Raw genomic sequence first — 12,626 nt, 5'->3', positions numbered from 1 at the left:
ATGGCTAACACTAAGATATTAAAATGCATATCTCCCATTGATGGAAGTTTATATGCGGAGCGTGAAACCTTTACGAGCACTGAAGCTCATGAAGCAGCAAGTCGAGCCAAAGTGGCGCAGGTTGAATGGGCAAAAAAGTCTATTAAAGAAAGATCTGAATTGGTCAATCTGGGTGTTTTAAAATTAGGTGAAATTCAGGAAGAAACAACCATCGAATTAGCCCATCAAATGGGACGTCCCATTCGATATGGTGGTGAATATTCGGGTTTTCAATTTCGCGCAGATACCATGGCCGATCTTGCCGAAAAAGCATTAGCTCCAATTATTGTTGAAGATAGCGATGCCTTTGTGCGAAGGATTGACCGTATTCCTCTAGGTGTAGTGCTGGTAATCGCACCATGGAATTATCCCTATATGTCGGCGGTAAATACAGTGGTTCCAGCACTCATAGCCGGCAACTCTGTTTTGTTAAAACATTCTGAGCAGACTTTGTTAGTGGGTGAGCGTATAGAAAAAGCGTTTCATGAAGCGGGAATTCCGAAAGATGTTTTTCAAAATGTCTTACTCAGTCATGAAACAACAGGGGAGCTGATTAGTTCTAGTGCTTTTGATTTTGTTAACTTCACCGGCTCCGTAGGTGGTGGCAAGGCGATGGAAATTGCAGCAGCCGGAACTTTTACAGGTGTCGGTACAGAATTAGGCGGTAAAGACCCTGGCTATGTTCGGGAAGATGCAGACCTGGATGCGGCAGTCGATACCTTAATTGATGGTGCCATGTATAACGCAGGCCAATGTTGTTGTGGCATTGAACGCATCTACGTTCATGAGAGTTTATTTGATGCGTTTATAGAGAAAGCCACAGCTATCGTTAAAGGCTATAAATTAGGCAACCCTTTAGACCCAGAAACAACGATTGGCCCAATGGCGACAGTGCGTTTTGCCAATGAAGTGCGTGCGCAGATTGATGAGGCGATAGAGCAGGGCGCAAGGCGTTGTGTTGATGTGTTTGCTGAAGATGGTGGTGCTTATCTGAGCCCTACAATTTTAATCAATGTTAATCATGATATGAGAGTGATGCGCGAAGAATCATTCGGTCCCGTCGTTGGAATCATGTCAGTGAAAGATGATGCTGAAGCTATTGCTTTAATGAACGATAGCGAGTTTGGTTTAACCGCTTCTATCTGGACTAAAGATGCGGATAAAGCGTATGAGATAGGCTCACAGATTGAAACGGGCACTGTGTATATGAATCGCTGTGATTTTGTAGACCCTGAGTTGTGTTGGACGGGTTGTAAAGATACAGGACGAGGTGGAGGTCTATCCGTTATCGGGTATCACAATTTAACCCGACCTAAATCATTCCATTTGAAGAAACAATAAGTAGAGTTTTATTCGCCCTATATCTAACCAGAGTCTATAAAAATGCCAACTATTGCCATACTTTTCGTTAAGTACGTAGATAAGTTCAACTATCGGGTTGGGCGTATTGTGATGTATGGAATATTTCTTATGATTGGTATTTTGATGTGGTCGAGTATCTCGAAAGCCGCCTTCACCATCCCTGCATTTTGGACCTTGGAAGTCGCGCAATTTGTACTTGTTGGCTATTATTTACTGGGTGGGGCTTATTCTATACAGCTTGGGTCAAATGTCAGGATGGACTTATTCTATTCCAAATGGTCAGACCGACGCAGAGCGTGGACAGATAGTTTCACCGTACTTCTACTTATTTTTTATCTTGGTGTGCTGTTATATGGAGGAATTGATTCGACCCTCTACGCTATAAAGTATCAAGAACTTAGTCCTAGCCTCTGGCGCCCTCTTATGTGGCCTATAAAAGTCATCATGTGTACTGGAATCTTTTTAATGTTACTTCAAGCTATTTCTGAATTGCTCAAAGACATTGCCAAACTTCGTGGAGCGCCAATCAATGTCGTATGAATTAATCGCCTTTTTTATGTTTGCCACCATGATGTTCATGTTGTTTACAGGACAGCGTGTATTTGGTGCAATTGGAGGTGTAGCAGCAATAGCAGCAATCACTTTGTGGGGTACAGGTGGTTCTGATATCCCCTTCGCGGCAGCCATGAAAGTAATGAAATGGTACCCGATGTTGACCTTACCCCTTTTTATATTCATGGGTTATATCCTCTCCGAAAGTAAGATAGCAGAAGACTTATATAAAATGTTCCATGTGTGGATGGGGCCAATCAATGGTGGCCTTGCAATAGGAACCATAGGTTTGATGGTATTGATATCAGCCATGAATGGTTTATCAGTTGCAGGCATGGCAATAGGTGCAACTATCGCCCTGCCAGAATTATTAAGGCGAGGCTATGATAAACGCATGGTCACGGGAGTAGTGCAAGCCGGGTCCTCATTGGGAATACTGGTGCCTCCATCGGTCGTTTTAGTTTTATACGCGATGATTGCTCGTCAACCGGTTGGTCAATTGTGGTTGGCTGGTGTAGTGCCCGGTTTAATGATGGCAACCATGTTTGTTATTTATATTTATATACGCTGTCGTATGCAGCCTGAACTTGGCCCAGCTTTACCCAAAGAAGAAATGGAGAAATACACCAAAGCGGAAAAGCGTAAGCTACTACTAGCGGGTATTTTGCCATTAGTTATTTTCTTCACCATGATGATTCCCTTTGTAAAAGGCTGGACCAGCCTGGTAGAAAGTTCTGCGATTGGTGCGACCACTGCATTTTTGGCCGCTGTTTTAAAAGGCCGAATGACGCGTAAAGTGTTTGAAAACTCCGTTAGAAACACGTTAGCTATTTCTTGTATGTTTATGTGGATCGTTCTTGCAGCCCTGGGTTTTGGCGCTGTATTTGATGGATTAGGTGCAGTAAAAGCGATTGAAGGTTTATTCACCGAGGAACTTGGTTTAAGCCCCTGGACGATTTTAATCCTTATGCAATTGTCATTTATCTTGATGGGAACATTTTTAGACGATACGGCAATGTTAGTCATCGTTGCGCCACTTTATGTGCCTTTAGTACATGGCCTTGGGTTCGATCTCATCTGGTACGGAGTTCTGTATACCATTACTACTCAAATCGCGTATATGACCCCACCATTTGGCTACAACTTATTCTTAATGCGGGCCATGGCACCCAAAGAAATCACCATGCCCGATATTTATGCGTCAATTATTCCGTTCGTGTTAGTCATGACACTCGCTTTAGCGTTGATTATGATCTTCCCTAATATTGCCATGTGGTTACCTAACTATGTATATGGCAAATAAGGTTTAGCGAAAGAAACGGAAATTAATTACAGCCCTTCAATATTTGAAGGGATAACACGGAGGTAAGGTTTACCTATTTTATTGTTTATTTAATTCACAACACCAGAGGAAAATACGATGACAAGCAGACGTTCATTCATAAAAGCAGCAGGTATAGGCGCTGCTGCGGCGACAGTAGCAGCGCCAGCGATAATTAAAGCCGCGAAACCCATAAAGTGGCGTCTCCAAACTTATTCAGGTGCTCCACTTGGTGCGCATGTAATTAAGCCTCAAATCGAAGCATTTAACAAAGCTGCGAATGGAGAGATGGAGATAGAACTGTTTTACGCTGATCAGTTAGTGCCAACCAATGAGCTCTTTCGTGCACTACAAAAAGGCACATTAGATGCGGTTCAATCGGATGATGCGACCATGGCATCCCCAGCAGATGTGGCTGATTTCGGTGGATATTTCCCGTTTTCAACGCGTTACAGTCTTGATCTTCCCGTATTATTCGAACGTTATGGATTAAATGAAATTTGGCAAGCATCCTATGATGAAATCGAAGGTGTTGAATGGTTAGGTGCAGGTGCTTGGGATCCATGTCATATCTTCACTAAAGACCCAATTCGTTCATTGAAAGATCTCAAAGGAAAGAAAGTATTCGGTGTACCTACTGCTGGAAGATTCTTGGCGCGTTACGGCTTAATACCGGTTACTGTGCCTTGGGAAGATGTTGAAGTTGCGCTACAAACGGGTGAGTTAGACGGTGTTGCATGGTGTGGATTTACCGAAGCTTATGAAGTTGGCTGGGCAGATATCTGTAATTATGCATTGACCAATAACGTAACTGGCGCATGGTGTGGTTCATACTTCGCAAATTCTAAGAGTTGGGAAAAAGTGCCACCGCATTTACAAGAGCTATTCAAAATTACCATGGATCAATCGCATTACTACCGTCAGGTTTGGTACTGGGGTGGAGAAGCTGATCTTCGTGTGAATGGTGATAAAATGGAACTTACTACCATCCCTAAAGAAGAGTGGGATACAGTTGTAGCTGACGCAGATGGTTTCTGGGATGAAATAGCCTCTAAAAACAAACGTGCTGCTGAAGTGGTTAAAGCATTCAAAAAATACAACGAAGTCATGGCAAAAGCGGGCGTTCCTTACCGTTACTAAGTCTTTATTCGTTTAACGCAAAAATGATTATGTAAATACACTCTTGGTCTTTGGGATAATTTCAGATTATCTCCAAAGACTAAGATGTCTTTATAAATGATGACCTTAAGCTAAATTCAAGCAAGTCCTGCTTTTTAATAGTTTAACTATCCTTATTAAAAAAAGTGCCCATAAGTAGGGGGGTGGCTTCGCTAAATTTACCTACTGTTAAAAACCTTTCTTATCGCTATCAATCAGCCATAAATCAATTACTTTTCTGTTTTTGCACAATTCCCATCTACTTTTTTCAAAGTGAAATTGATAAACAGATCAATGTATTTTTCGATAGATTGATTAAGTTTACGAAATATTAACAACTAGGCTATATTTTGAGTAATACTCGGCTAAAAGCTTTAGATACTCATTATCAAAAATGTTACGAAAGAAATATTATGAATAAGACCTTCAATAAATCATTTACACAACAAGAAACTATCCCTGAGGCAGGCATCGAGCGTGCAGTAGAAATACTAAGAGGTGGTCGATTGCATCGTTATAATGTGATTGAAGGTGAGACTTCAGAGACAGCATTGCTAGAGCAGGAGTATGCTGAATATCAAGGGTCTAAATATTGTTTGGCATGCGCTTCAGGTGGTTATGCTTTACACATTGCTCTAAAAGCTGCCGGAATGCAGCCGGGTGAGCCTGTTATTACAAATGCATTTACGTTAGCGCCTGTTCCGGGTGCCATTGATAATGCTGGTGGTAAAGTCGTACTAGCCGAGATTGATGAAAACTACTGTGTTGATCTGAAGCACCTTGAAGAGGTTATGCAATCCAGTAAAAGTCGCTTTTTTATGATGTCACATATGCGTGGTCATTTAGCTGATATGGATGCAGTAACAGCCCTATGCGATAAATATAATGTGATGCTAATAGAAGACTGCGCACATACCATGGGTGCAAGCTGGAACGGCAAAAAGTCAGGGTCATTCGGAAAGGTTGCATGTTTTAGCACGCAAACCTATAAACACATGAATTCGGGTGAGGGTGGATTGCTCATAAGTGATGACCCGGAAATTATGGCTCGTGCCATCATGCATTCAGGTTCTTATATGCTTTATGAACGTCATTTAGCCGCACCTGATCCATCAGTGTTTAAAGATATTAAATTTGATACACCTAATTACAGCGGTCGCATGGATAACCTTCGCGCTTCAATTTTACGCGTGCAATTACCAACGCTGGATGAGAACTGTAAACGCTGGAATGATCGTTATTATGCCGCGGAACAAGCGCTAGCAGTATCTCCTATGATTGAATTAGCGAATCGCCCAGAACAGGAGTATTTCGTAGGAAGCTCGATTCAGTTCAGAGTGAAAGACATCGATGAAAAACGTATTCCTGATTTTATTCAGCAATGTGCTGAGCGTGGGGTAGAACTAAAATGGTTCGGTGGTGGAGAACCTCAAGGCTTTACGAGTCGTTTCGATAGCTGGCGTTATATTGAGGAAACCGCAGAATTACCACAGACGTTGAAGATATTATCAAACACCTTTGATTTACGAATTCCGTTAACGTTTGACCTAGATGATATGACATTGATTGCCAGCATAATTATTGAAGTGCTGGATACGTTGCCCCGAATCTAATCCTCGTAGCGGCAATCAAAGCCAGTATTCAATGATTAAACTCAGGCGAGTATTGAATACTGGGTACTTCTAAAAGTGTTTCTTGATATTTGTCTGTATTAATTCAATAAATCGTATAAATGGCATTTACAGCTGTTAAGTCCCCTTACTATAATTGCCTCCCGATTTTGAATCGCCTGGATCAATATTCTTTGAAAAAGGTTGTTTGAAAAATCTGAAATTCTCAAAGTAGTTTCACGATCCTTGTCTTGAGAGAAGTAAACTACTTTCATAAATCGAAGTAGAGCCAAAGATGGAAAATGTAACAACAGCCAACCCAGCAACCAATACAAACCGGTTGAAAGATATATTAAATAGTTTTGGTCCAGGAATCATGATGGCCACAGCTGCTGTTGGTGGCTCACACCTTGTCGCATCGACTAAGGCAGGCGCAATTTATGGCTGGCAACTGGCGATCATTATTCTCTTGGTAAACCTGTTCAAATACCCATTCTTTAGGGCTGGTATTCAATACACCATGGGAACGGGTAAAAGCCTGATTGAAGGCTACAGCATAATGGGGCGTGGATATCTCTGGGTATACACCATCCTTATGGTTATTGCTTCCATTGTTAGTACCGCTGCTTTATTGATGTTTAGTGCCAGTTTATTTGGCTACTTTTCTCCCTTTGATCTTTCGATTACTGCGAATGCTGGGATTATTTTAACTGTTTGTCTGGCAATCTTGTTTGGCGGGCATTACTCCGCGTTAAGTTCACTGTCTAAAGTAATTATGCTGGTGTTGGTTGTTGCAACGGTGTCTGCCGCTATTATCGCATTCAGTAAAGGGGCTGTTGCTCCAGCAGATTTCCAGTCACCATCAATCTGGGATATTTCTGCAATCGGATTTATCGTAATCATGATGGGGTGGATGCCGGGCCCAATAGAGGTTTCCAGTCTCACTTCTATGTGGTTAAAGAAGCAAAGAGAAGAGCAGGATGTTTCAGAAAAACAAGCACTGTTTGATTTCAACGTAGGTTATATCGGCACAGCGCTTCTTGCCATTGTATTCCTGGCTCTAGGCGCGTTAGTACTCAATGGAAGTGGCGAAACCTTAAAATCCTCAGGCATTGGGTTTTCCCATCAACTGGTTAGTATGTATGCATCAACGATAGGCGAATGGTCACGATACCTGATTGCTGTTGTTGCTTTCTTTTGTATTTTCGGAAGCACCATTACGGTTATCGATGGATATTGCCGATCATTGTCTGAAGCGCATTTGTTGATTCAAAGGAAGCCACTGGATCAAAGGAAAAACCACATAATTTGGATGTCAGTGGTTAGTGCTATTGCCATGATCGTATTGCTGTTTTTCACCGCGAAGTTAATGACCATGTTAGATTTTGCGATGGTGCTCGCATTTATTACAACTCCCGTATTTGCCTTGTTAAATTACCGCTTGTTAGTAACCTCTAATTTAAAAGGTAAACTCGCGTTAAGCCCATTTATGAAAATACTTAGTTGGGCGGGGCTCGCTTACTTATTTATCTTCCTAGCGGTATTTATCTGGTGGAAATGGTTGATGTAGTATTTCTTTCGTTTTATCGTTTTATAAAAGCGTTATCAAACACCAGTGAATCCCAAAAAAGTGACCCAAAGTGAGGAGGTGGCTTTTTAATGCTTTAGTTTTACTGTTAACCCAATAAAGCCATTAAACCTAATTACTTATACAATAACGTTTTGAAGTATCTATAAGGTAGGATCTTTTGCGTTCCAGGCCTTATCGACTTCATTTAGTTTCTCTTCATTATCAAGCTGCATCAGTTGTTCTAGCTGCTTATGCTGTTGTTGGTAATAAAATATGTAACTCTCTTCTTGATTTCGAAGTTTGTATAATTCGTTAGTCATTTCTAGATCTTTCTTACGGAATATACGCATCAAACGATAGGCTTCATAAGGATCTATATCTAGTAGCTGCATAGCCTCTTGACCTAATGATAACGCAGTACCAAAGGTTTCTCTGTGAATTGCTTTTACGCCTAAATCCATCATTTCAAATTCACTTTCACGGTCTGAAGCACTGGTTACTATTTTTAGGTTTGGATAATGCTTTCGAGATAATTCAACAAGTCGTATCGCACGTTCCTTATCACCGATGGCGATGATTAATAAATCAGCTTTTGCGGCACCGGCAGATTCTAAAAGGTCTAATCTGGTAGCATCCCCATAATAAACTTCAAAGCCAAATTTTCTTAAAACACTGACATTGCCAGCATTATGATCAAGAATAATTGGCTTTATTCCAGCAGATAACATGAAGCGTCCAACATCAGTGCCTAAGCGGCCGAATCCAGCAAGAATGACTTTTTGATCGCTCTTTTTGATTACGTCATCTGCTTCATTTTGTGTATTGTTCGTCTCTTTAGTGATTAATTTTTCATGAAGTAAGAACAGTAGTGGCGTTAAGAACATGGAGATAGCAACTGCCGATATCAGCGGTTCAATAACATCATTCGGTAACACACCGTGTGTGCGGGAAAATTGAAACAGAACGAAAGCAAATTCTCCACCTTGAGCCAATGCAATAGCGAACAAAGAACGTTCTTTAGAATCAATCTTAAACACTCGACTGATAGCGACTAAAACCAGCCACTTAATAATCATGAGTCCAGCTGTTAGACCCAGGATGAGTGCGATATTATTTCCAATTAATGTGAAATTTAAGCTGGCACCGATAGAGATAAAGAAGATGCCGAGTAACAATCCTTTAAACGGTTCTATATCACTTTCGAGTTCATGGCGAAACTCACTATCAGATAACATTACTCCTGCTAAGAACGCTCCCAATGCTGGAGATAAACCTACTGTCATCATAAGCAATGAAGTACCAATAACTAACGCGAGTGCGGCAGCAACAAATATTTCACGGACACCAATTGAAGCAATAGTTCTGAATATTGGACCAGTAGCAAACTTTCCGAGCACTAATACCAGTAAAATTGCAGAGAGAGTAATGATGACACGTTGATAATCAGGTAGCGTGCTGATATCAAAAAAAGCTGCACCATGACCACCATCACCTGCTATAGCTAATGTAGTTAACAATGGGAGACCCGCTAACATCGGTATTACAGCAAGGTCTTGAAATAACAAAACAGAAAACACAGAGCGACCTGCGCCCGTTTCCATCAATCCTTTTTCCTGAAGAGTCTGTAACACAATCGCAGTCGATGATAGTGATAGAATGAGTCCAACAGCGATCGCTTGTTCCCAGGGTATAAAAAATAATGCAATAGCTGTTATCAATAAACTGGAGATTACAACTTGAGAGCCTCCCATACCAATAATAGGAAGGCGCATCTTCCATAATAGCGATGGTTTAAGCTCCATTCCTACAAGAAATAACATCATTACCACACCAAACTCGGTGAAATGCATGACATCTTCCGTATCATGGATTAAAGAAATACCAAATGGGCCAATGATGATTCCCGCAACGAGATAGCCTAAAACAGACCCTAGACCAAGTTTTTTTGCTACAGGAACTGCAATTGCAGCTGAAGCCAGGAAGATAAAAAGTAACAGTAGAAATGCTTCCATTACATACCAGCCTTGATGACGCTATTCAAGTCACTGTTTAGAGTTTCTTGTTGTCCTGCGAGCACAAGGTCTATTTGATCATCGCGTAAAGCTGTCAGGGTTTTAAGGTAATCGTCAGTGTGTTTTTGTAATTCATCCTGAGCTAAACCTCTGTGTACACCTGACACAACAAAAGGCGGTAACCATGTCATATTACATAATTTGGCGGTTGCACGATAAGGTGTCGTTAGCTCCGCGTAGGTAAATTCGTTATATCCACTCGGCTGATAAGTTTCAGCATCTGCACCAGACGAAATAGCCTGTAAAAATATTTTACCTTCCAGCTGATGCCCTTTTGATCCATATGCCCAGCCATGCTCTAGTACAAGATCAAGCCATTCTTTCATAATGGCGGGAGTTGAGTACCAATAAAAAGGGTGTTGAAAGATGATTATGTCATGTGCTTCACATAATGCTTGCTCTCGTTCTACATCTATCAAGAAATCTGGGTAATTGGCATATAAATCGTTAACTGTTAGGCCTTCTAAGCTGTTAGTTGTTTTTATCAAGGAACGATTTACGGTTGAACGTGACTTTGCTGGATGAGCATAATTAATAAGTATCTTTTTCATAGTGGAACGCCTGACTTCATATTAAACAGCAGTCTAATAGAGAACATCTGTTTAGAGAATGACACGTAATTTGAAACAGAATTCGGTTTTTGAAGTTAATCTGGATACTCATCGTTTGAAGAAATAGAGATGTTGTTTCATCAGAGTAAAAAGTGTCTCAAAAGTGTCTCATCATGAGAAATATGAGTCATATTTAGCTTTGCCAAACCTTGAGTAAAGTTGTCTCCTACTTCTTCTTATTGGCTTCTGCCAAAATAATTCTCAGATCGCTAAATGACACTAATAAAGTCAGAGCGGTGAAATACAAGTCAAAATTTGTAACACCGAATCGAGAGGATAAATTATGCAACCGACGCTAGAACAAAAAATGTGGATGTACGAAAAAATGGTGGTTAGTAGACGCTACGAAGAGGCTATTGCCGCAGCCTATATGGAAGGCAAGTCACCAGTCTTTAATATGGCAAATGGACCTGTACCAGGAGAGATGCATCTTTCTAACGGTCAAGAGCCTTGTGCAGTGGGGGTATGTGCTCACTTGAAAGATGAAGATACAGTGACTGCAACACATAGACCTCATCATCAAGCGATTGCTAAAGGAGTCGATCTTAAACGTATGACGTCTGAGATCTTTGGTAAAGCGAATGGATTAGGAGGCGGACGTGGAGGTCACATGCATCTTTTTGATGATGATGTGAACTTTGCCTGCTCTGGCATCATTGGGCAAGGTTTAGGTCCTGCTGTAGGTGCAGCCTTATCGCAAACAATGCAGAAAAAATCAGGTATTGCTGTTGCTTATATTGGAGAGGGAGCGGCTAATCAAGGTGCATTTCATGAAAGTCTGAATTTAGCGGCAGTTTGGAATTTACCTGTTGTGTTTATTATTGAGGATAATTCCTGGGGTATTTCGGTTTCCAAACAAAAATCTACAGCAGTCGAAAAAAATAGTGTCAGAGCTGCCGGTTACGGTATGCCTGGTGAATATGTGGCTGGTAATGATCCATTAGAAATATTTAAAGTAGCTGGTGAAGCGATTGAGCGTGCTCGCGCGGGTAAAGGTCCAACATTACTTGAACTTCAAACGTCACGTCTAGCGGGGCATTTTATTGGTGATGCGGAAGGGTACCGACCTGAAGGTGAAAAGGATGCTTTAGAAGCTGATGATCCAATTACAAAATTCAGAAGTCATCTTATAGAGCAAGGTGATGCTACAGAACAAGAGATTGAAAACATAGAGACTGCCGCACAAGCGCAGGTCGATGAAGCTATCGCTCATGCAAGAGCAAGTGAAGACCCAGCACCCGAAGACGCGCTTACCAGCGTGTTTGCCTAATGTGTAGATAACAAAATACCTGATCAAGAGGAGAAAAAATTGTGAGTGATACAAAAGAAAGAAAGCTAACTATTGCCAGAGCAATGGCTGAATCAGTAGCGCAGTATATGCGTAAAGATGAAAAAGTATTTGTAATGGGCGAGGATATTGGTGTCCTTGGTGGTGTTTATGGAAATACTCGAGGTTTAATTGAAGAATTTGGTGAAGAACGTATTCGTGATACACCCATTTCAGAAACAGCCTTTATGGGAGCGGCAGTGGGTGCAGCTCAAAATGGTATGCGCCCTATCGTAGAGTTGATGTTCGTAGATTTCTTTGGAGTGTGTTTCGACCAGATCTATAACAATATGGCGAAGAATATTTATTTTTCTGGAGGCAACGTTAAAGTTCCGATGGTTTTAATGACTTCCACGGGTGGCGGTTACTCAGATGGGGGACAGCATTCACAATGTGTATATGGCACTTTTGCCCACTTGCCAGGCATGAAAGTTGTTGCTCCTTCTAATGCTTACGATGCGAAGGGTTTAATGAATGCCGCTATTAGAGAAGATAGCCCAGTCGTGTATATGTACCACAAAGGTCTACAAGGCATGGGTTGGTTAGGTACAGAGAGAGGAGCTACGGTAAATACGCCAGAAGAATACTATGAAGTTGAAATTGGTAAAGCATCAGTAGTTCGTGAGGGGACAGATGTCAGTATCGTTAGTTTAGGTATGGGAGTTCACCATGCATTGAAAGCGGCAGCAGAGCTTGAAGAAAGTGGAGTCAGTGCAGAAGTTGTTGATTTGAGATCATTGGTACCGCTGGATAGAGATACGATTAGAGCATCGGTCGCTAAAACTGGGCGCTTAATAGTAGTAGATGAAGATTATCATAGCTTCGGAGTATCTGGGGAAGTTATTGCTTCTGTGGTCGAGCACGATATATCTGTACTTAAGGCTGCTCCTCAGCGAGTTGCTTTTCCTGATGTACCTATTCCATACGCTAAAATTATGGAGCAATTCTGCCTGCCTAATGCCGATAAAATTGTCGCTACTTATAAGAAGATGGCAGCTTAGTAA

General features: G+C 41.4%; 10 protein-coding genes. 8 read left to right on the top strand and 2 right to left on the bottom strand.

Annotation, left to right across the window (positions count from 1 at the left end; all coding sequences use genetic code 11):
* The 6 genes from EV695_RS18965 (at nucleotide 1) to EV695_RS18940 (ending at nucleotide 7,612) form a co-directional block, all read left to right on the top strand.
* Nucleotides 1–1,380, top strand: coding sequence for an aldehyde dehydrogenase family protein (locus EV695_RS18965; protein ID WP_131907578.1), 1,380 nt, complete (start codon nucleotides 1–3; stop codon nucleotides 1,378–1,380).
* 42 nt (nucleotides 1,381–1,422) lie between these two features.
* Entirely contained in the window at nucleotides 1,423–1,941 is a 519-nt protein-coding gene (locus EV695_RS18960) for a TRAP transporter small permease subunit (RefSeq protein ID WP_131907577.1), read from the top strand.
* Entirely contained in the window at nucleotides 1,931–3,256 is a 1,326-nt protein-coding gene (locus EV695_RS18955; protein WP_131907576.1) for a TRAP transporter large permease, read from the top strand. Before EV695_RS18960 ends, EV695_RS18955 begins: the two co-directional genes overlap by 11 nt.
* Before the next feature lie 117 nt (nucleotides 3,257–3,373).
* Nucleotides 3,374–4,414 carry a TRAP transporter substrate-binding protein DctP gene (dctP, locus tag EV695_RS18950; protein WP_131907575.1) on the top strand — a complete coding sequence of 347 codons (1,041 nt, stop codon included), beginning with the start codon at nucleotides 3,374–3,376 and terminating at the stop codon, nucleotides 4,412–4,414.
* A gap of 431 nt (nucleotides 4,415–4,845) precedes the next feature.
* Entirely contained in the window at nucleotides 4,846–6,045 is a 1,200-nt protein-coding gene (locus EV695_RS18945; RefSeq protein ID WP_131907574.1) for a DegT/DnrJ/EryC1/StrS family aminotransferase, read from the top strand.
* Nucleotides 6,046–6,337: 292 nt separating this feature from the next.
* Entirely contained in the window at nucleotides 6,338–7,612 is a 1,275-nt protein-coding gene (locus EV695_RS18940) for an NRAMP family divalent metal transporter (RefSeq protein WP_131907573.1), read from the top strand.
* Nucleotides 7,613–7,773: 161 nt separating this feature from the next.
* On the opposite strand, the gene EV695_RS18935 is transcribed toward EV695_RS18940, so the two are convergent.
* Nucleotides 7,774–9,624: a monovalent cation:proton antiporter-2 (CPA2) family protein gene (locus EV695_RS18935; RefSeq protein WP_131907572.1), complete on the bottom strand. Its 1,851-nt coding sequence runs from the start codon at nucleotides 9,622–9,624 to the stop codon at nucleotides 7,774–7,776.
* Nucleotides 9,624–10,235, bottom strand: a complete 612-nt coding sequence (locus tag EV695_RS18930) for an NAD(P)H-dependent oxidoreductase (protein WP_131907571.1) — start codon at nucleotides 10,233–10,235, stop codon at nucleotides 9,624–9,626. Before EV695_RS18930 ends, EV695_RS18935 begins: the two co-directional genes overlap by 1 nt.
* A 343-nt stretch (nucleotides 10,236–10,578) precedes the next feature.
* Between EV695_RS18930 and EV695_RS18925 the strand changes: the two genes are divergently transcribed.
* Both EV695_RS18925 and EV695_RS18920 read left to right on the top strand, forming a co-directional pair.
* Nucleotides 10,579–11,565, top strand: a complete 987-nt coding sequence (locus tag EV695_RS18925; protein ID WP_131907570.1) for a thiamine pyrophosphate-dependent dehydrogenase E1 component subunit alpha — start codon at nucleotides 10,579–10,581, stop codon at nucleotides 11,563–11,565.
* 41 nt (nucleotides 11,566–11,606) lie between these two features.
* Complete coding sequence (locus EV695_RS18920; protein WP_131907569.1) at nucleotides 11,607–12,623, top strand: alpha-ketoacid dehydrogenase subunit beta; 1,017 nt, start codon at nucleotides 11,607–11,609, stop codon at nucleotides 12,621–12,623.
* Nucleotides 12,624–12,626: the final 3 nt, after the last annotated feature.

Source organism: Cocleimonas flava (genome assembly GCF_004339015.1).
Lineage (GTDB): Bacteria > Pseudomonadota > Gammaproteobacteria > Thiotrichales > Thiotrichaceae > Cocleimonas > Cocleimonas flava.
This window is presented reverse-complemented; position numbering and strand designations above follow the sequence as displayed.

Coding starts and splice junctions, on each gene's coding strand:
- EV695_RS18965 (WP_131907578.1), top strand. CDS start 1: ATGGCTAACACTAAGATATTAAAATGCATATCTCCCATTGATGGAAGT.
- EV695_RS18960 (WP_131907577.1), top strand. CDS start 1,423: ATGCCAACTATTGCCATACTTTTCGTTAAGTACGTAGATAAGTTCAAC.
- EV695_RS18955 (WP_131907576.1), top strand. CDS start 1,931: ATGTCGTATGAATTAATCGCCTTTTTTATGTTTGCCACCATGATGTTC.
- dctP (WP_131907575.1), top strand. CDS start 3,374: ATGACAAGCAGACGTTCATTCATAAAAGCAGCAGGTATAGGCGCTGCT.
- EV695_RS18945 (WP_131907574.1), top strand. CDS start 4,846: ATGAATAAGACCTTCAATAAATCATTTACACAACAAGAAACTATCCCT.
- EV695_RS18940 (WP_131907573.1), top strand. CDS start 6,338: ATGGAAAATGTAACAACAGCCAACCCAGCAACCAATACAAACCGGTTG.
- EV695_RS18935 (WP_131907572.1), bottom strand. CDS start 9,624: ATGGAAGCATTTCTACTGTTACTTTTTATCTTCCTGGCTTCAGCTGCA.
- EV695_RS18930 (WP_131907571.1), bottom strand. CDS start 10,235: ATGAAAAAGATACTTATTAATTATGCTCATCCAGCAAAGTCACGTTCA.
- EV695_RS18925 (WP_131907570.1), top strand. CDS start 10,579: ATGCAACCGACGCTAGAACAAAAAATGTGGATGTACGAAAAAATGGTG.